The sequence below is a fragment of the Nonomuraea sp. NPDC001699 genome (assembly GCF_053596455.1).
The window spans coordinates 37,804-56,111 of record NZ_JBSFGF010000036.1 but is presented as its reverse complement, the minus strand read 5'-3'; the positions used below and the strand labels follow the sequence as shown (position 1 = coordinate 56,111).

Below are 18,308 nucleotides of genomic sequence, written 5' to 3'. Positions count from 1 at the left end.
GGCTTTCAGTCGTTGCAGCGGCTCGACGACCAGGTGATGTAGCCGCTGAGCCTGCCCCAGGTCGAGACCGAACGATCGCAGAACTCCGTCCTGACGCCCACCAGGTTGGTGCGCGCGGAGTCGGAGAAGTACTGGGTGTTGCACAGGTAGCCGACCGGGCAGGCAGGGACGGCCTGCGCGGCGGCCGGGATGACGGCGAGCGTGGCGGCGGCCAGGACCGCGACGGCCAGTACGCGACGGATCATGGATCGTCCTTCCTGATTCGCATGGAAACGGGGGGGAATCAGCTACGGAATTTCGGGCCAGTCCTGGCGTACGGTGCGCACGCCCCATTCCTAGAAGGAGTAACGGTCCCTCGGCTTCATGAGCGGCTCAGCCGGTGATCGAAATGATCCGTCCCAAAGGGAGAAAACGCAAGGGGAGCGCATATCGGACCTTCCGCCGCGGCCGGGACCTGATCGGCACCCTTGGGGGCCGCGCGGATGTTCCGGAGAGTGTTGTCCCGGTGACGTTCGGTCGGGATGCTGATGTGCATGAGCAGTGGAGGTCGGGGCCGCTGGGTGGTGTCGCCGGTCGCGCTCGCGGTGGTGCCGGTCGGGATCGGGCTGGTGGGGAACCTGGCGACCGGCACCGTCGAGCTGAAGGCCTGGTGGTGGGCCCCGGCCACCTGGCTGTTGACCGGTGTGCTGGTCGTGGTCGCCGTCGCGGCGCAGGTCGTGCGGTCGCGCGCCGTGCCGCCGAGCCAGGAGGCGGCGATGCGCGGCGCCGTGGGGGAGTTGCGGCGGCGGGTGCGGGAGCAGTGGGAGCACGAGGCGGTGTTGCGGGGCGTCCGTCAGCCGGTGCCGTTGCGGGTGCGGTGGTCCTCGACCGGCCGACCGGTCGCGGAGGCGCGCCCGGTGGTGCTGGACGAACCGCAGAGCACGTGGCAGGACCTGCCGCTGGAAGGCGACGTCACGCAGATCGTCGAGAAGTTCCGCGGGCTGCCCCATCGGCAGTTGGTGGTGCTTGGAGAGGCGGGCGCGGGCAAGAGCGTCCTGGCGATGCTGCTCACGCTCGGACTGATCGAGCAGTCGGCGGCGGACGATCCGGTCCCGGTGCTGCTGCCGGCCACGTCCTGGGATCCGCGGGAGGAGTCGGTACGCCGGTTCACGGCCCGGCGGCTGGCCGAGGACTACCCCATGCCGCCCGGCCTGCCGGAGGGCCGCCACCTGATGGACCTGCTGATGAGCGAGGGGCGGCTGCTGCCGGTGCTGGACGGCCTGGACGAGCTTCCGGCCGAGTCCCAGGAGCGGGCGCTGCGCGAACTGGACGAGTTCGCCGCGACGGGACGACCGCTGGTGGTCACCTGCCGCCCCCGCGAATTCCAGCGAGCCGTGGACGCCGGCCGCCGGATCGTCTCCCGGGCCGCGGTCGTGGAGATCATGCCGGTCGACGTGGAACAGGTGATCGCGTTCCTGTCCCACCCCGAGCCGTTCCGGCATCGCTGGGAACCGGTCTTCACCCACCTGCGTGACGCCCCCGACGGGCCGCTGGCACGGGTGCTGTCCACGGCCTTGACGGTGTCGCTGGCCCGTACCGCCTACACCTCCGCGGAAACCGACCCCACGGCCCTGACTCGCCTCGGCGGCCGGGACGCCGTCACCGCGGCGCTCATGGACACGTTCGTGACGAGTGTCCACGACCCCGACCGGCCGGTGCCGCCCGACGGGCGGCCGCCACGACGGCACACCTCCGCCGCGGCCAGGCGCTGGCTCGGGTCGCTGGCCCTGCACCTGCGGCTGGCGGGCAGGACGGAACTGGTCTGGTGGCAGTTGTCCCCCGACCTGTACACCTTCGACGCGGAGACGATCAGGGTACGGGTCGTGACGGTCTTCGCCGCCGTCGTGGGCGCCGGCGTCACGGCGGCGGCCGGCGCGATACCGGGGGGTGTGGCGGCGCTCACCGTGGCAGCCGCCCTGGCCGCCGCCGGGGCGGGCCTGCTGCGGCCACTCTGGCCGCACGCCTACCCGCCGTACGCGCCCACCTCCTACACACCGGTTCGCCGCTCCCGGGTCATGACGTCGCGAGCCGGATTCGGCGTCGTGCCCGGGCTGCTGACCGGGATCATGACCGGCGAGCCGGAGGCGGGAGCGGCCGGCGCCCTGGTCGTCGGGCTGCTCACCCTGGTCGTGCCGTTCCTGCCGTCGCGGACCGGGCCGCGGAGCACCACGCCACGCGCCACGCTGAACGCCAACCACCGCGCCACCGCCGTCGCCGCCGCCCAGCACGGTGGCACCGCCGCACTGGTCTTCGCCGCCTCCGCCGCGGCGCTGGCCCCGGCGGCGACTCCCTGGACCGCCGTCACCGCCGCAGCCGTCTACGGGTGGTTCGCGGCCTGCGGCGCGGGACTGTCGACCTGGATCGACTACAAGATCACCCATGTTCGTCTCGCCGTGAAAGGGCGGCTTCCCTGGAGATTGTGGGCGTTCCTGGAAGACCAGCACCAGCGCCAAACCCTGCGTCAGTCGGGGACCGCCTGGCAGTTCCGCCACGCCCTGCTGCAACACCACCTCACCGCCACCCCGTATACCGAGCATCTGTACGCCTGCGCCCGCCAGGGCGACGCGGGCGCCCTCGCACTCGTCGCCGACCGGCTGGTCGAAGAGGGCAGGCTTGAGGAGGCCGTCGTCATGCTCGGCGCGTGGGCCGACCACGGCGCCTCGGGCACCGCCGCGTCGGCCGGCCTCAAACTGGCCCGCTTGCTGGCCGAGCACGGCCGCGTCGAGGAGCTGCGCGCCCGGGCCGACGCGGGCGACGGGCACGCCTGGGCGATCCTGGCCTACCTGCTGGAACGGCAGGGCCGGATCGAGGAGGCCGTCACCGTGCTGCGTCCGCACGCGGAGCGGGGCGCGGCGCCGCAACTGGCTCGGCTCCTCGCCCGCCAGGACGGTGCCCAGGAGGCCATCGACCTCCTCCACGCCCACCCCGACCAGGACCCCCACTGGGCCGGCACACTGGCCGAGCTGCTGGCCCGGCAGGGCCGGACCGAGGAACTGCGCGACCGAGCCGACCGGGGCGACCGCGCCGCCGGGGACCGGCTGGCCCGGCTGCTGGCCGAACAGGGGCGGGTGGAGGAGCTGCGGGCGCGCGCCACGGCGGGCGACCCCGACGCCGCCGTCCGGCTCGCCGGGCAGAGCAGCGTGGAGGACGCCCTCACCCTGCTGCGTCCGCACGCCGACCGAGGCGAGCGCACCGCAAGTGACCGGCTGGCCCGGCTGCTGGCCGAACAGGGGCGGGTGGAGGAGCTGCGGGCGCGCGCCACGGCGGGCGATCCGCACGCGGCCCACCGCCTCGCCCGGCTGCTCGCCCGGCAGGGACGGCCGGAGGACGCGGTCGCCCTGCTCCTGCCGTACGCCGTCCCGGCGGAGCGATCGGTCGAGACGCATGCCGTCCTGCCGTTGCTCAGCCGTCTTCTGACGATGGCAGGGCGGGAGGAGGAGGCCGTCACCGTGCTCCGCGCCCACGCCCACCTGGGCGACGCCGTCGCCGTCAGGCTGCTGGCCGAGCGGGCGGAAGCCTGATCGAAGGGGCCGTACGCGGACACCCGCAGCTTCTGCGATGATATTGCTCTATACATCCAAATATTTAGATCTATGGAGCGATAGATGTCGAAGGTGCTGATCGTCGGGGCCGGGGCGTTGGGGCAGGTGTTCGGGGCGTGGCTGGCCGCGGCCGGGGCCCGGGTCAGCTATCTCGTGAGGCCGGGCCGGGAGGGCTGGGAAGGGGCTTCGCTGTACCGGCTCAGGTGGGGGCGGGCCCCGGTGGGCGAGCGGATCGTGCCGTACGAGGTGAGCAGCGAACCGCCCCGCGAACGGTGGGACATGGTGTGGCTCTGCGTGGACTCGCCCGCGCTGCGCGGCGAGTGGACGAGTGCGCTGCGCGAGGTGACCGGCACGGCCACGGTGGTCACCATCGGCCAGGATCCGGGCGATCTGCACACCCTCGCCCGAGTCTGGCCGCAGGAGCAGATCGTCCAGGTGACCCCGATGCTGCTCGCCTACCAGGCGCCGCTGGAGCGGGAGGTCCCGGGGCCGGGGGTCGCGTACTGGGTGCCGCCGGGTTCGGCGACGGGCGTCACCGGAGCGCGTGCCCCGCAGGTCGTCGCCGCGCTCCGGGCCGGCGGCGTACGGGCCAGGCAGGTGACGCGGGCCGGCACGGGGGAGCTCACCGCCGCCCGGATGATCCCCTACATCGCCGAGCTGGAGTCCTCCGGCTGGCGGTTGCCCGCGTCGAGCACCGGGTTGCGGCGCGCCGCCGCGGCCGTCCGGGAGGCCGCCGGCGTCGTCTCCGCCCAGCACGGACTGCGCGCTTCCCTCTCCGTCCCGTCCTGGGCGGTGGGGCTGGCGTTGCGCGTGCTGCCCTGGCTGCTCCCCTTCGACCTGCGACGCTACCTGGAGACGCATTTCACGAAGGTGAGCGCGCAGACGCGGCTGATGCTGGACGGCTGGATCGCCGAAGGCGCCGCCAGGTCGCTGCCGGTCGGCCGGCTGTCCGCCCTGCGTGACTCGCTGCCCGCATGAGCGGCTCCATCGACGCCCGGGACGTCCTCGCGCTGTTCGCGCGGACCCGGCCGCTGTTCACCGCCCTGGGGGACGAGCGCAGGCAGGAGATCGTCGTCTTCCTGCTGGAGTCGGCGGCCCCGCGCAGCGTCGGCGACATCGCCGCGCACCTGGAGCTGTCCCAGCCCGCCACCTCCCACCATCTCAAGATCCTGCGCGACGCGGATCTGCTGACGGTGCGGCGCAAGGGCACCCTGCGCCTGTACGACCTCAACGCCACGGCCTACCCGGACCTCCTGACCCCGATGCGCGACCTCATCACGACGATCATCTCCTGCGCGGCTGCTCCCGGTTGACGAAGATCGCGGACGTCAATACCCTTTTACTAATCTAATAGGAAAAGGGTATTGCGGTGATCAAGTTTCGCCTCGACCCGAGCTCTGGTGTGGCGACCTATCTCCAACTGGTGCATCAGGTCAAACACGCCCTGCGGCTCGGTGTGCTCAAGCCGGGTGATCGGCTGCCGACGATCAAGGAGGTCGTCGGCGACCTCGCGATCAACCCGAACACCGTGGCCAAGGCCTACCGCGAACTCGAACACGAGGGCCTCGTCGTCGGCCGGCCCGGGCTGGGCACGTTCGTCCGGCGGTCCCTGGGCAGCGGATCCACGGCCGATCACACCCGGCTCTTCCACGACCTCGCCCGGTGGGTGCACGACTGCCGCGAAGCCGGGCTCGACCAAGGAGACATGGAGGCGCTGTTCGCCTCGGCGCTCGCCGACCCCGCCCAGGAGGGGATCGCATGACAGCGGATCGGACAGTCAGGATGTTCGGCGGCGGCTCCGGTGAGTTCACCGCCCTCGCGCAGGGCCCGACCGCTCTGGAGGCCATGGGGCTCGCCAAGCGGTATCGGGGCACATGGGCGTTACGCGACTGCACGCTGTCCGTCCCCGCCGGCCGGGTCATCGCGCTCGTCGGACCGAACGGCGCGGGCAAGTCCACGTTCCTGCATCTGGTCGCCGGGCTGATCACCCCCACCCGGGGCAGCGTGCGCGTCTTCGGCGAACCGGTCGGGCAGCGGGCGGCGGCTTTGGCGCGGGTGGCGTTCCTGGCCCAGGACAAACCCCTCTACGGCGGCTTCACCGTCGCCGAGATGCTCCGGTTCGGACACCATCTCAATCCGGGATGGGACGACGCCCTGGCCCGGCAACGGCTGGCGGAACTGGACCTCCCGCTGAACCGCAAGGTGGGCAAGCTCTCCGGCGGCCAGCAGGCGCAGGTCGCGCTGACCATCGCCGTGGCCAAACGGCCGGATCTGCTGGTCATGGACGAGCCGCTCGCCAACCTCGACCCCGTGGCCCGGCACGACGTGATGCGCTCCCTGATGACGGCGGTAGCCGAGACCCGGATGACGGTCGTGCTGTCCTCTCACGTGGTCTCCGACCTCACCAACGCCTGCGACTGGCTGGTGGTGCTCAACCGCGGCCAGGTCCAGATCAGCGGCGAGGTCGACGAACTGCTCGCCACCCACCGGATGTTGTCCGGCCCGGCCGAGCTCGCCGACGGGGTGGCGGCCCGGATGCCGGTGATCAGCGACAGCCGCAGCGAACGGCAGGCCGACCTGCTGGCCCGCACCGGCCCGGAATCGCCGTTGCTCGACCCGCGATGGAGATCGTCCGGTGTGAGCCTGGAGGAGCTGGTGCTGGCCTACCTGCGCCGCCCCGACGCCACCTCGCTACCCCGTCCGGCTTTGACCGTTTCCTGACCTGAGGAGAACTGGAAGTGTTGTGGCTCACCTGGCGGCAGCACCGCACGCAGCTGCTGGTCACCGTGGCGGCGCTGGCCGTCCTCGGCGCGGTTCTGCTCATCAATGGTCTGGGCGCGGCCGGCTTCGCCGCCCAGCACGCCCCGGCAGCCGACTGCGTGGCCGACACGCCCGAGTGCAGCGCCTACCTCGTGGAGATGAACGAGCGCATCCGGCCGGTGGGCGAACTCCTCAGCTGGCTTCCGCTGCTGGCCCCGGCCATGATCGGCGCCTTCTGGGGTGCTCCGCTGCTGGCCCGGGAGTTCGAGCAGGGCACGCACCAGCTGGCCTGGACGCAGTCGGTGACACGGCGGCGCTGGCTGGCGGCCAAGATCGTCGGGCTCGGTGCGGCGGTCACGCTCGGCGGGCTGGTGCTGGCCTGCGCCGTGAGTCCGTGGCTGGCGGCCTTCGATGTCGCACCCTTCAACGTCGACCGCTTCGACCCGCGCTGGTTCCGCCTGGTCGGCATCGTGCCGGCGGCCTGGTGGTTGTCCGCGTTCCTGCTCGGCATGGCCGCCGGCGCGCTGTTCCGGCGGACTCTGCCGGCGATGGCGGTGACCCTGGCGGTGTGCGCGCTGGCCTTCTTCGGGCTCCTCAGGGCGCCGTCCTCGTACGCGGCGCCGGTACGAGCCGTGCAGGCCGAGGTCATCGACGCACTCACGCCGGAGGGCTCCCTGTCCGTGGACGACTACTGGATCGACCGGAGCGGCAGGCAGTACACCTCTCAGGACAGGACGCTCGCGCTCGCCGGCCTCTGTGGGACGGACGAGACGACGAAGAAGTACGCCAAATGCTCATTCCGTCACGGCTTTCGGCAGGTGGCCGAGTTTCACCCGGCGGGCCGGTTCTGGCGGTTCCAGTTGACCGAAGCGGGAATCCTGCTCATCCCCGCTCTCGCTTTGGGCGGCGTCGCCGTCCGGCGCACCCTTCGGCCCCGCATCTGAACCCGGACGAGGCCAGGGCCGGCGCCCATGGCGAGCCCTGCCCTTGCCAGGGCGCGGACGCAGGCCGATCCTGGAGCCGGGCGACCCGACCGGCGGGGGACGAACCATGTCTCGACACACAGCATCCATGGCCGTCACCTGCGTCCTGATCGGCGGCCTGATCTCGGGCTGCGACCAGAGCGACTGCGCCGCGAAGGCGATCGCCGGCGTCTACGAGTCCTATTCGCCCATCGTCCTCGCCGTCCTGCCCGAGGTGGTGCCCAAGGCGATCCCGGGGATCGCGGTCAGTCTCGGCCTGTTCGCGGCGGACGCCCTGGCGCGCTACCTCATCGAGCACGCGGTCCCGAAGGACAGGACGTGGCTGCTGATCGAGCAGACCCTCCACGGGCAGCAGCGGACGAGCGTGTTCGAGCTCGGCACCGATCACGAGCTCAAGGTCGGCGTGAACGGCGCGCAGCTCAGGCACGTGGACCTCTACGTCAAGGAGCGGCAGATCAAGGTGGTCATCCCGCGTGGCACCACGGCGGAGGTCACCGTCACCGACGCCGGGAACGGCGACGAGGTCGCGGTGCGCGGCAACGTCCCCGGCGACCTGGACGGCTCCCTCGACCTCGACACCGGCCGCACCTCGCCGGTCGACTCGCCCGAGGCTCGCGCGGCGGACATCCAGATCGAGACGTTCGGGTTCGACGTGGGTCCGAAACTGGTCAACGGGGCGACGGCCGCGCGGTTCGCCGGGACCGGCCGGCCGACGCTGCACGCCTGCATGTCCATGCCCGCGACGGCCTGGACGAGCGAGTTCCAGGACTGGCAGCCGGGAACCCCGGACCGCTCCTGGTGCGTCAGGACCAACGCCGGGCACTACGGCCTCGCCGTCCCGAAGCAGACCGAAGCCTTCTGGATCGGCCCCGCCGAGGACGCCGGTGCCGTCTCCTACCTGCTCTGGGCCCAACCGGGCCTGCCCGCGGCCCCCGCCACCGCCGTGCCCGGAGCGCGGATCGACGGGTGCTGACCCGCACGCCGACGGCCGCCTATTTCTCCACCCCGGTGCTCATGATGCCGCGCACGAACGTGCGCTGGAAACAGATGAAGAGGATCACTGGGACGGCGATCGTCATCATGGCGCCGGCCTGGATGTAGGCGGGTTTCGTCGAGTACAGGCCGTTGAAGGCGGCCAGGCCCACCTGCAGCGGCTGGAGCTCGGGCCGGCCGGAGAGGTAGATGAGCGGGGTGAAGTAGTCGTTCCAGGTGTAGACGAAGTTGAACAGGGTGACGGCGGCGATCGCCGGCCACGCCTGCGGCACGATCACCGAACGCAACGTGCGCAGCGGTCCGGCGCCGTCGATCGAGGCCGCTTCGTCCATCTCGCGGGGGATGGTCAGGAAGTACTGCCGTAGCAGGAAGACGCTGTAGGCGTTGCCGAAGAAGGCAGGCACGAGCAGCGGCAGCCAGGTGCCCACCCATCCGATGTGGGCGAAGATCGCATAGGTCGGGATCAGTGTCACCGCGGTCGGCAGGAAGATCGTGGCGATGAGCAGGGTGAACAGCGGTCCGCGGCCGGGGAAGCGGAAGCGGGCGAAGCCGTAGGCGACCAGCGTGCACGACAGAACGGTCCCGATCGTGCTGATCACCGCGAGGGCGATGGTGTTGAGCAGCAGCCGGGGGAAGTCGATGAGTTTCCAGACCGCGGCGTAGTTCGACCAATGCGGCGCCAGGGTCCAACTGGGTTCGAGGGTGCGCCAGGAACCCCGCCAGGTAACGGTCCCCTTCTCCGGCGCCGCCGGGTCGACGAACTCGCTCTCGGCGCGCCCCTTCTTCACCAGGGCGAGTTCGCGGACCGCGCCGTCGACCGGCACCCGGTAGACGTCGTACCGCCGGCCCTCATGGGTGAAGGTGCGCGGGTCGGACGGCAGCAGCGGCGCGTGCGCCTGGCTGACCTGCCGCTCGCTCTTCAGCGACGACAGCGTCATCTGGACGAGCGGCGACAGGAACGCCACGACGACGCCGAACATCACGATCGTCATCAGCGCCGTCCGGATGCGGCGGGCCGGGGTCGGGGTCACCGGGTCACCTCTCGCTCGTGTAGTGGACCCACCGCCTGGACAGCCGGAACAGCACCAGGGTCACGACGAGGGTGATGACGAACAACAACCACGCCAGCGTCGAGCCGTAGGACATCTCCTGATAGGTGAAGAAGGTCTGGTACAGGTAGAGGTTGAAGAAGCGGGTCGCGCCGCCGGGGTCGCCGGTGCCGTTGAAGAGCACCAGCGGGATGAGGAAGTACTGCATGACCTCGACGACCGCGAGGACCAGCGTGTAGAAGATCACCGGCGACATCATCGGGATCGTCACGTGCCACAGCCGGCGCCACCATCCGGCGCCGTCCAGCCGGGCGGCGTCGTACAACTCGGTGGGGATGCCGCGCAGCCCCGCCAGGTTGATGATGATGCCCGAGCCGAGCCCCCACAGGCCGATCATGGCGAGCCCGGGGATCACCCAGGCGGGGTCGCTCAGCCAGCTCGGCGCACCGCCCACGCCCAGCCAGTGCAGCGCGGTGTTGATCCAGCCGTCGTCGACCAGCATGTTCTGCCAGATCAGCGCGCCGGCCACGAACGGCACCACGTACGGCATGAACAGCAGCACCCGCACCAGCCCGGCGCCGCGCAGGTACCTGCTGTTGACCGCGACCGCGAGCAGGAACGGCAGGGCGACGACCAGCGGCAGCCAGAGCAGGGCGAAGCGGGCGGTCACCCACAGCGAGGCCCACGCCTGCTGGTCGGCGAAGAGCCGCCGGTAGTTCGCCAGGCCGACGAACATGAGCGGCTCCTGCTCGGCCAGCGAGATGTTGAGGAAGGTGAAGACGAACGTGGCCGCCATCGGCAGCGCCGTGAACGCGAGGAACCCGATGATCCACGGAAGGACGAACAGGAATCCGTACCGGGCCTCCCGGCGGGCCGGCCGGGACATCGTCTCGCCCCTCATGAGCGGTTCCACGCCGCCTGGATCTCCTCGCGCATCTCCTTGAGCTGGGCGTTCATGTCGAGCCCGCCCTTGGTCATCCAGCGGCTGCGGTAGGTGCCGAGGATGGTGAGCGTCTGGTTGTACTTGGGCGTGTACGACTCCGAGTGCGGGTTGTCGGCGAACGCCACGCTGTCCTTGGCGACCTGCCAGTCGACCTTGTGGGTGAACTGCCCGGCCAGCTTGGCGAAGAAGGCCTCCTGGTCGGCGGTACGGGCGGGCATCGCGCCGTACGCGGAGAGCAGTTCCTGGGAGGCCGGGCCGACCAGGTAGGCCAGGAACTCGAAGGCCTCGGCGGGGTGTTTGCTGCCGGACAGGATCCGGAAGGTGTCCGCGCTGGTGGGCGAGGTGGTCCTGCCCTTGTACGAGGGCATCGCGGCCAGGTCCCAGTCGTCGCCGGCGCCGGCCACGCCGTAGGTGGACCACAGGAAGTTGACGCTCATCGCGACGTGCCCGGAGAAGAAGGAGGCGCCGTCCCCGTTGAACTGCTCGCTCTCGAAGACGGGGCCGGTCATGATGAACCGGTCCTTCCACATGCCGTCGTAGAAGAAGCGCCAGGCGTCGGCCCAGGCGTCGGGGATCTTCACGGTCTTGCCGTCGCCCGTGTCCAGCGATCCGGAGGCGAAGGCGGCGCCCTGGTAGCGCAGGTCGTCGCGGGCCGGTTCGAAGCCGTACTGCACGATCTCGCCGGGGTCGAATCCCGCCTGGGTGGCGTCCTTGCCGTTCTTGTCGACGGTGAGCCGGAGGGCCAGTTCCCTGAGCGTGTCGTAGTTCCACTCGCTCTGGCGGCCGTCGGGCCAGGTGTACTTCTCGCCGTACTTGTGCGGCGGCTCGGCCAGACCGGCCTCCTCGAACATGTCGGCCTTGTAGTACAGGGTCGACGGGTAGATCGCGAAGGGGATTCCCTCCTGCACGGAGCCGATCCGGTAGAGGTCGGCGCTGCCCTTGGCGTACGGGCTGAGGTCGAAGCCGCTGGACTTGATGAGGGGAGCCAGATCGAGCCACTGGCCGTGGAAGGCGGCGGCGCCGCCGACACCGACGGGACCGGCGAGGTCGGGCCCGTTGCCGGAGGCGATCTGGGTGGCGAGCGTGTCGCGGGCGGAGTCGTAGGTGACGACCTCGAGCTTCACCCTGATCCTGCGCTGGGTGGCGTGGAACTTCTCGATCACCTTCTGCTGCACCTTGACCTGCTCGGCCTGCTCGCCGGTGCCCAGGCAGCAGTACCAGCGCAGCTCCACCGTCGCGGCGTCACCGCTCGGCGGGGAGGCGGAGCCGCAGGCGGCCAGTGCCACGGCTGATGCGATCGCGACCAGGGCGTTCGATAACCGATTCACGTGTCTCTCCCGAGGCTGGGGTTCGGGGGGCGGGCGATGGAGAGCTCGAAGGAGAGGCGGGCGCGGTCGCCTCTCACGTAACTGCGGGTGAACTCGACGGGCTCGTCGCCGGGGCCGAAGGCGATCCCCTCGACGAGCATGGCGGGGCGTTCCACCGGCTGGTCGAGCAGGCGGGCCTCGTGGGCGCGCAGCCGTACCGGCTCGATGACCTCGCGGGCGCGCACGATCCTGGCCCCGTAGTGCTCGCCCAGCAGGCTGTAGAGGGAGTTGCGTTCGAGGTCGTGGTCGAGCAGCCCGGCGAAGCGGTCGGCCGGCAGGTAGACCTGCTCCAGGATCAGCGGCTCGCCGTTGGCGAGGCGCAGGCGCTCAAGGTAGACGACCTGCGCGCCGGCGGCCAGGGCCAGTGCAGTGGCGACCATCTCTCCCGGCCTCTCGATCCCGGACTCGATCAGCCTGGTGTCCGGGTCCATGCCGTGCATGTGCATGAGGTCGGCGAAGCTCTGGCTGGTGCCCATGTCGACCTCCAGCCGGGAGTGCAGGACGAACGTGCCGCGTCCGCGGGTGCGCTCCAAGCGGCCCTCGCGGGCCAGCTCGGCCAGGGCCCGCCGGACCGGGATGAGGCTGCATCCGTAGCGGCGGGCCAGCTCTCTTTCCGGTGGCAGGCGGTCTCCGGCCTGCCATTCCCCCTCGTCGAGCGCGGTGCTCAGGTCCAGGTAGACCTGGTGGTGGAGGGGGATCGGACCGGCTTCGAGCCGATAGCGGGCCATCGGGCGTTCGCTTCCTTCCGGAATCTGCCAAGCGGTTGTTTGATGACAATGTTGTCAGCAACACCGACACTGATCACAGCCGCTACCTCTGTCAAGGCGGCCCCGACTCAGAGGCAGGTGCAAGGCGTGACGAAGTCACCCCTAACCCGACCGGCGCCCTGGCGAGTGGCGCTGACCTTCGACGTCGAGCACGGCGACCAGCCCGCTCACCCGGACGGCACCCGGCACGTGCTCGAAACGCTCACCGAGCGCAAGACCGTGGGGACCATGTTCATCCAAGGACGCTGGGCCCAGGCCAACCCCTCGCTGGCCGAAGAGCTGGCCGCCCGCGGTCACCTGATCGGCAACCACTCCCATCACCACGCGCCGATGACCTGGCTGTCGCCCAAGGCCTTCAGGCTGGACGTACAGCGCGCCGAACGCGCCATCCGCCGCGCCACCGGCCACGACCCGCGTCCCTGGTTCCGCTGCCCGTTCGGCGACGGCAGCGAGGACCCGGCGATCCGGTCCGCACTGGACCGGCTCGGCTACCGGGAGACGAGCTGGCACGTGGACCCGTTGGACTGGCGCGGCAAGGCCACCGGGCCGGGCGTCGCCCGCCTGGTCATCGAGGAGGCCACCGCGCACGGCGACGGCGCCGTGGTGCTGTTCCATCCATGGACCAAGGCCACCGGCCGTGCCCTGCCACTGGTCATCGACGGTCTGCGCGCGGCCGGTGCCCGGTTTGTTCGCATGGACGAACTCGCATGAACCGCCCACCGTGGGAGGGGCCGATGAGGTCGTTGTTCGTGGAGTTCCCGAAGCCGGGCCGGGTGCGAGTGGCGCACGAGGACGTCGCTCCTCCGGGCTTCGGCGAAGTGCTGTGCCGCACCACGCTGTCGCTGATCAGCCCCGGCACCGAGCTGGCCTGTCTGCGCGGCGAGTTCGACCCCGGCACCAACTGGGAGGAGTGGGTGCGTTACCCGTTCCGGCCCGGGTACAGCATGGCCGGGATCGTGGAGGCGGTCGGCGAAGGCGTCACGACGTTACGTCCCGGTGACCGCGTGCAGAGCTACGCGCCCCACCAGGAACTGGTCACACTCACCGAGCGCGAGGCCCGGCTGCTGCCCGGCGGCGTGACGGCCGAGGAAGCGGTGTGGGTCCCCCTCGTCGTCACCGCGGCGGCGGGCATCGCCAGAGCCGCGATCACCCTGGGCGAGACGGTCGTGGTCCTCGGACTCGGCCCGGTGGGTCAGCTGGTCGTCCAGTACGCGGTCGCGCACGGAGCCTCCCGCGTCGTCGCCGTCGACACCGATGCCAGGCGGCTGGACCTGGCGCGGGCGAGCGGCGCGAGCGACCTGCTCACGGCCACCGCGGCCGACGCCCGCGCCGCCGTCGCCGACCTGACCGGCGGCCGGCTCGCCGAGGTGGTCTTCGACGTCACCGGCAACCCCGCCGTGCTCTCCCAGGCGGTACGGCTGGCCCGGACGCTGGGCCGGGTCGTCCTTCTCGGCGACACGCCCACGCCGTCCCGGCAGACGCTCGGCCCCGGCGTGGTCAGCAACTCGCTGACCATCCTCGGGGCGCACGCCGACCTCGTCTCCGACGACCCGTCAGCCGGCCCGCTCAACCGCGACGCGGTGACCGGGTTGTACTTCCGCCGCCTCGCCTCCGGCACGTTCCGCACCGCCGGGATGATCTCCGAGCGGGTGTCCCCCATGGACGCGGCAGCCACCTACGCACGCCTGCGGGACGGCGGCGCACCGGCCGGAGCACTCTGCTTCGACTGGACCGACGCGAATGGGGAACAGTGACCCGGCCCTGGCCCGCAAGCGCGGAGATCGCCCGGTCCGTCCTGCCTTGATGTGCTCGCCTGCCGCCCGGCTTGCTCGTCGAGGCCCGCGGCGCCGGAGTAAGCCTTTTGTGGCTGTCATCCGGTTTCGTTCGGGTGGCGTCGCCGGTTGCCGTCGGCGATTATCGACGCGACGTGACCGCGCTGCGAAGGGGTCGGACATGACGTGGCACCCGTGGAGACGGACGTTCCTCGCGACGGGGGCGGCCGTGGTCGGCTTCGACCCGTCCACGCGCACGTGGGTCACCGACGCCGCACAGTCTCAGGGGATGGTCGACCTGCCGCTGCTGAAGGGCAAGGTGATGACCGATCCGGCCTCCCGCGGCCAGGCGGCCGACGACTTCGGGCACCTGATCCATCGGACCCCCAGGGCCGTGCTGGAGCCCGGCGACGTCACGGACATCATGCTGATGATGAGGTACTGCCGGACGCACGGCCTCCAAGTGGCCGCGCGCGGTCAGGGACACGCCACCTTCGGCCAGGGCCAGGTAGAGGGCGGTCTGATCGTCGACATGACCCCGCTCAACGCGGTCGAGGTGCGGGAGGACACGGCCGTCGTGGAGGCGGGCGCGCTCTGGAGCAGCTTGGCGCAGGCAACCCTGGCCCATGGCCTGACCCCTCCGGTCTTCACCGACTACCTGGAGCTCTCGGTCGGCGGCACGCTCTCGGTGGGCGGTCTCGGCGGCCAGACCCACCACCACGGATCCCAGGCGGACAACGTCGTGGAACTGGAGGTCGTCACGGGGGACGCCGCCCTGAGGAGATGTTCCGCGCAACTGCGCCGCGATCTCTTTCATGCGGTGCTGGCCGGCAGAGGACAGTGCGGCATCATCACCAGGGTCACCATGCGCCTGCGGCCCGCCCCCGCGACGGTCCGCCACTACCTGCTCTCCTACCCGAGCGTGGCCGCGCTGACCGCCGACCAGCGGCGCGTGGTCCACGACGGCCGCTTCGCCTACGTGGAGGGAGAGCTCGGGCTGCCCACCGGCTCCGCCGGCTGGAGTCACCAGCTTGAAGCGGTCGCCTTCTTCGACGGTTCGACCCCGCCCGACGACGCCAAACTGCTCGACGGCCTGGGCGACCAGCCCGGCGACCGGCAGATCCAGGACATGTCCTACTTCGACTTCCTCAACCGGCTCGCCGCGGGCGTCGCCGATCTGAAGTCCGCAGGCGAGTGGTACCGCCCGCACCCCTGGTGGAACATGTTCCTGCCGGCGAGCCGCACCGACGCCTTCGTGGAGGCCGTCATCAAGGACCTGACCGAGACCGAGGTCGGCGCCAGCGGCGTGGTCCTGCTCTATCCCTTCCCCCGCGCCCGCCTGTGCCTGCCCCTGCTGCGCGTGCCCGACGAGGAGACGGTCTTCCTCTTCACCCTGCTCAGAACCGCCTCGCACGGAGCCGGGAGCCCGGAGGACATGGTGGAGGCCAACCGTTCCCTCTACCTGCGCGCCCGAGCCGCCGGGGGTTACCAGTACCCGGTCGGCTCCATACCCACCACGCCCGAGGAGTGGCGCACCCACTACGGCCCCGCATGGGCCGCCTTCGAGGCGGCCCATGAACGCTACGACCCCGACGGAATCCTCACCCCGGGCCAGGGCGTCTTCCCTCCGGCACCGTGACGTCCCCGCCCGCCGACCCGGCCTCAGGGGTTCTGGAAGGTCACTTCCGGGTTGGCGGGTGACGGGCCGTTCAGCAGGGGCTGGTTCTTGCCGCGGAGGTGCTGGTCGAAGAAGGCGCCGACGTACGCCGTGGTGATCTCGCCCGATCGCTTGCCCGACAGGGGCGCGGAAGGGTCCACGATCCCGACCTGGGCGCCCAGGATGGGCAGGTCGATGAAGGTGAAGTGGCCGGAGTCGGCCACGGTCAGCCAGCGCTTCCAGCCGTCCAGGCGTGGCCAGTCCCGTCCCCAGGTGGTGTCGGCGGAGCCGGGTGAGTGCTGGACCTTGGTGCCGAGCATGAGGAACGGCCGCCCGTCGAGCCCGGCGACCGGGACCGGGGCGAAGAACGAGCCGTCCAAGTTCGCCCCGGCGCGGACCCGCTGGTCGGCGGCCATGACGCTCGCCGCGGCGTTGCCGCCGAGCGAGTGGCCCGCGGCGCCGATCCGGCGCGGGTCGATCATCTGCCAGTGCCTCCAGGCGGGCGCGGACCGTACGGGGCGGGTCAGCCGGTCGATCACGAAGGACAGGTCGGCTGCCCGGCTGACCGCGGCCTTGGCCATCAGCTCCTTCTCCGCCTCGTCGGTGGGGGCGCTCTCCACCGTCTCGCATGCGACGCAGGTCAGGGTACGACCGCCGGGGAAGGTCGTGCCGAACGACTCGTAGGCGTGATCCACAAGGGCGACGACGTAGCCCTTGGAGGCGAGGTCCTCGGCGAGGGTGGTCAGGGTGGCCCGGTTGAGGGTGAACCCCGGGGAGAGCACCACCAAGGGGTGCCTGCCGCCGACGGGACGAGCGTTCAGGTGCGCGTTCGTGCTGACGTCGGCGAGCTGCTCGGCCTTGAAGACGGTGTCGAGCCTCTGCCCCTTGAGAAGCAGCCGAGCCTCGTCGACGGTCATGTACGGCGCGGCGCTCCCGCCGGTGCGCGCCGGGAAGTACACCGACACCATCAGCTCGCGTGCGGCCGCGGGCATCCACGGGTCGCGGCGGCCGGCGTCGACGAGATGCAGGGTGTCGCGCCCCACTTCGTACTGGCCGGTGGGCCGCGGGATCGCGACGCGTACGTCGGAGGTGTCCGCGGTGGAGGCGGCGGCGGGCGATGCGGCCGCCGCCGGGAGGGCCAGCGCCAGGGCGAGGAGGAAAGGTGCGGGGTTACGGCGAGTTCTGATCATGCACGGAACTGTAGAAACGACGCCACCACCCCCCACATGCCCGAAAGACAACTTCGGCCCCTTACTTTCGTCAGGGAGTGGAGCCCGTCGGGTGGCGGCCGATAATGAGCGAATGATCAACGTGGGTCGCGCCGGCGGGGTTGCGATGGTCCGGGCTGCCAGGTTCTCCGGTCGGAGCGTCGACGGCGCGATCGCGGCGGTCACCACCGCGGCCACCCTCGGTCCGCTGCTGGTGGACGGTCCCAAGGCGTGGTGGATCGTCGCCCTGGGCGCGCTCGCCTCCGCACCCGTCTACTGGCGCAGGCGCGCGCCCATGGCCGTGGCGCTGGTCGTCGGCGCCGCGATGACCGCCATGGTCTTGTGGGAGAAGCCGTTCCTCCCGTTCGGCCCCCTGGTCGCCGTCCACACCATCGCCGACGTCAGCCCCACGTGGAAGCGCCTGGCAGCGATCCCGGCGATCGCCGCCATCGTCGGCGTCTCCCTGGCGCTGCCGGGGGAGGACAGCGAGACCTTCCGCCTGATCGGCACCGCCTTCGTGGCCGCCTACGCGCTGGGCACCAGCGCCCGGGCGAACCGGTCACGTACCGCGGAACTGGCCGAACGGGCCCGTCGCCGTGAACAGGAGCACATCGCCGCGGTGGCGGAGGAACGGGCGCGGATCGCTCGTGACATGCACGACATCATCACGCACGCCGTCGGGCTGATGGTCGTCCAGGCCGAGGCCGGGCCCGTGGTCGTACGGAGCGACGCGCCCAGGGCCGAGGCCGTCTTCGACGCGATCGCCGACACCGGCAGGGAAGCGCTCACCGAGCTGCGCGGCCTGCTCACGGCGCTGCGCACGTCGGCCGTTCCGGCCGGGGAGGACCTCGGGCCCGCCCAGCCGACCCTGGACGGACTCGCCTCACTGGCCGAACGCAGCGGCCTGGACGTGGTCATGACCGTGGACGGCGAGCGGCGGCGGATCTCCGGCAGCCTGGAAGCCGCCGTGTACCGGATCGTCCAGGAAGCCCTCACCAACGTGCGCAAACACGCCGGGGCGCGCAACGTACGGCTGCGACTGCGCTGGACCGCGCGGGAACTGCTCGTCGAGATCGCCGACGACGGCGGCGGACCACGTCGCGACGGCGGCGGCTACGGCCTGACAGGCATGCGGGAACGAGCGACCACCTACGGCGGGACACTCACCACGGGACCGGGACAGGACGGCGGATTCCTTGTCAGGGCCGTCTTTCCGCTTGAATAGCGC

The 18,308-nt window shown here is 71.1% G+C and carries 17 protein-coding genes; 11 read left to right on the top strand and 6 right to left on the bottom strand.

Features of this window, described 5'->3' with window-relative positions; genetic code table 11:
- Positions 1-5: 5 nt before the first annotated feature.
- On the bottom strand, positions 6-245 hold the full coding sequence (locus ACWCSU_RS49090; protein WP_357703933.1) for a DUF6289 family protein: 240 nt from the start codon (positions 243-245) through the stop codon (positions 6-8).
- A gap of 288 nt (positions 246-533) precedes the next feature.
- On the opposite strand from ACWCSU_RS49090, the gene ACWCSU_RS49085 reads away from it, so the two are divergent.
- The 7 genes from ACWCSU_RS49085 to ACWCSU_RS49055 all read left to right on the top strand — a co-directional run bounded on the left by ACWCSU_RS49085 (position 534) and on the right by ACWCSU_RS49055 (position 8,297).
- Complete coding sequence (locus ACWCSU_RS49085) at positions 534-3,560, top strand: NACHT domain-containing protein (RefSeq protein WP_449943696.1); 3,027 nt, start codon at positions 534-536, stop codon at positions 3,558-3,560.
- An 84-nt stretch (positions 3,561-3,644) separates the two neighbouring features.
- Positions 3,645-4,559, top strand: a complete 915-nt coding sequence (locus ACWCSU_RS49080; RefSeq protein ID WP_449943693.1) for a ketopantoate reductase family protein — start codon at positions 3,645-3,647, stop codon at positions 4,557-4,559.
- Positions 4,556-4,894: an ArsR/SmtB family transcription factor gene (locus ACWCSU_RS49075; protein ID WP_449943690.1), complete on the top strand. Its 339-nt coding sequence runs from the start codon at positions 4,556-4,558 to the stop codon at positions 4,892-4,894. Before ACWCSU_RS49080 ends, ACWCSU_RS49075 begins: the two co-directional genes overlap by 4 nt.
- A 56-nt stretch (positions 4,895-4,950) precedes the next feature.
- Positions 4,951-5,343, top strand: a complete 393-nt coding sequence (locus ACWCSU_RS49070) for a GntR family transcriptional regulator (RefSeq protein ID WP_357703925.1) — start codon at positions 4,951-4,953, stop codon at positions 5,341-5,343.
- Complete coding sequence (locus ACWCSU_RS49065; protein WP_449943686.1) at positions 5,340-6,302, top strand: ABC transporter ATP-binding protein; 963 nt, start codon at positions 5,340-5,342, stop codon at positions 6,300-6,302. Before ACWCSU_RS49070 ends, ACWCSU_RS49065 begins: the two co-directional genes overlap by 4 nt.
- 17 nt (positions 6,303-6,319) lie before the next feature.
- Complete coding sequence (locus ACWCSU_RS49060) at positions 6,320-7,285, top strand: ABC transporter permease (RefSeq protein WP_449943683.1); 966 nt, start codon at positions 6,320-6,322, stop codon at positions 7,283-7,285.
- A gap of 127 nt (positions 7,286-7,412) precedes the next feature.
- Positions 7,413-8,297 (top strand): hypothetical protein, encoded by an 885-nt coding sequence (locus tag ACWCSU_RS49055; RefSeq protein WP_449943680.1) that lies wholly within the window; start codon positions 7,413-7,415, stop codon positions 8,295-8,297.
- 19 nt (positions 8,298-8,316) lie between these two features.
- Here the strand turns inward: ACWCSU_RS49055 and ACWCSU_RS49050 are convergent, their stop codons facing one another.
- The 4 genes from ACWCSU_RS49050 to ACWCSU_RS49035 are packed head-to-tail and all read right to left on the bottom strand — an operon-like array spanning position 8,317 to position 12,404.
- Positions 8,317-9,348: a carbohydrate ABC transporter permease gene (locus ACWCSU_RS49050; RefSeq protein WP_357703917.1), complete on the bottom strand. Its 1,032-nt coding sequence runs from the start codon at positions 9,346-9,348 to the stop codon at positions 8,317-8,319.
- A 4-nt stretch (positions 9,349-9,352) separates the two neighbouring features.
- On the bottom strand, positions 9,353-10,279 hold the full coding sequence (locus tag ACWCSU_RS49045; RefSeq protein WP_357703916.1) for a carbohydrate ABC transporter permease: 927 nt from the start codon (positions 10,277-10,279) through the stop codon (positions 9,353-9,355).
- A complete protein-coding gene (locus ACWCSU_RS49040; protein WP_449943677.1) occupies positions 10,264-11,637 on the bottom strand; it encodes an ABC transporter substrate-binding protein in 1,374 nt (457 codons plus the stop codon). The genes ACWCSU_RS49045 and ACWCSU_RS49040 overlap by 16 nt, the downstream gene beginning before the upstream one ends.
- Positions 11,634-12,404 (bottom strand): GntR family transcriptional regulator, encoded by a 771-nt coding sequence (locus ACWCSU_RS49035; protein WP_449943674.1) that lies wholly within the window; start codon positions 12,402-12,404, stop codon positions 11,634-11,636. Before ACWCSU_RS49035 ends, ACWCSU_RS49040 begins: the two co-directional genes overlap by 4 nt.
- 126 nt (positions 12,405-12,530) lie before the next feature.
- Here ACWCSU_RS49035 and ACWCSU_RS49030 point away from each other — a divergent pair, with 126 nt between their 5' ends.
- The 3 genes from ACWCSU_RS49030 (at position 12,531) to ACWCSU_RS49020 (ending at position 15,854) form a co-directional block, all read left to right on the top strand.
- Positions 12,531-13,154, top strand: a complete 624-nt coding sequence (locus ACWCSU_RS49030; RefSeq protein WP_449943671.1) for a polysaccharide deacetylase family protein — start codon at positions 12,531-12,533, stop codon at positions 13,152-13,154.
- A 23-nt stretch (positions 13,155-13,177) separates the two neighbouring features.
- A complete protein-coding gene (locus ACWCSU_RS49025) occupies positions 13,178-14,197 on the top strand; it encodes a zinc-binding dehydrogenase (protein WP_449943668.1) in 1,020 nt (339 codons plus the stop codon).
- A 199-nt stretch (positions 14,198-14,396) separates the two neighbouring features.
- Positions 14,397-15,854 carry an FAD-binding protein gene (locus tag ACWCSU_RS49020; protein WP_449943666.1) on the top strand — a complete coding sequence of 486 codons (1,458 nt, stop codon included), beginning with the start codon at positions 14,397-14,399 and terminating at the stop codon, positions 15,852-15,854.
- A 23-nt stretch (positions 15,855-15,877) separates the two neighbouring features.
- On the opposite strand, the gene ACWCSU_RS49015 is transcribed toward ACWCSU_RS49020, so the two are convergent.
- Positions 15,878-17,062 (bottom strand): alpha/beta hydrolase family protein, encoded by a 1,185-nt coding sequence (locus tag ACWCSU_RS49015; protein WP_449943663.1) that lies wholly within the window; start codon positions 17,060-17,062, stop codon positions 15,878-15,880.
- A gap of 112 nt (positions 17,063-17,174) precedes the next feature.
- Between ACWCSU_RS49015 and ACWCSU_RS49010 the strand changes: the two genes are divergently transcribed.
- Positions 17,175-18,305 carry a sensor histidine kinase gene (locus ACWCSU_RS49010; RefSeq protein WP_449943660.1) on the top strand — a complete coding sequence of 377 codons (1,131 nt, stop codon included), beginning with the start codon at positions 17,175-17,177 and terminating at the stop codon, positions 18,303-18,305.
- The last annotated feature ends 3 nt before the right edge of the window (positions 18,306-18,308 follow it).

Excerpts from the sequence above, each read along its gene's own strand:
- ACWCSU_RS49090 (WP_357703933.1), bottom strand. The coding sequence starts at position 245 with ATGATCCGTCGCGTACTGGCCGTCGCGGTCCTGGCCGCCGCCACGCTC.
- ACWCSU_RS49085 (WP_449943696.1), top strand. The coding sequence starts at position 534 with ATGAGCAGTGGAGGTCGGGGCCGCTGGGTGGTGTCGCCGGTCGCGCTC.
- ACWCSU_RS49080 (WP_449943693.1), top strand. The coding sequence starts at position 3,645 with ATGTCGAAGGTGCTGATCGTCGGGGCCGGGGCGTTGGGGCAGGTGTTC.
- ACWCSU_RS49075 (WP_449943690.1), top strand. The coding sequence starts at position 4,556 with ATGAGCGGCTCCATCGACGCCCGGGACGTCCTCGCGCTGTTCGCGCGG.
- ACWCSU_RS49065 (WP_449943686.1), top strand. The coding sequence starts at position 5,340 with ATGACAGCGGATCGGACAGTCAGGATGTTCGGCGGCGGCTCCGGTGAG.
- ACWCSU_RS49055 (WP_449943680.1), top strand. The coding sequence starts at position 7,413 with ATGGCCGTCACCTGCGTCCTGATCGGCGGCCTGATCTCGGGCTGCGAC.
- ACWCSU_RS49035 (WP_449943674.1), bottom strand. The coding sequence starts at position 12,404 with ATGGCCCGCTATCGGCTCGAAGCCGGTCCGATCCCCCTCCACCACCAG.
- ACWCSU_RS49025 (WP_449943668.1), top strand. The coding sequence starts at position 13,178 with ATGAGGTCGTTGTTCGTGGAGTTCCCGAAGCCGGGCCGGGTGCGAGTG.
- ACWCSU_RS49020 (WP_449943666.1), top strand. The coding sequence starts at position 14,397 with ATGACGTGGCACCCGTGGAGACGGACGTTCCTCGCGACGGGGGCGGCC.
- ACWCSU_RS49015 (WP_449943663.1), bottom strand. The coding sequence starts at position 17,062 with ATGATCAGAACTCGCCGTAACCCCGCACCTTTCCTCCTCGCCCTGGCG.
- ACWCSU_RS49010 (WP_449943660.1), top strand. The coding sequence starts at position 17,175 with ATGATCAACGTGGGTCGCGCCGGCGGGGTTGCGATGGTCCGGGCTGCC.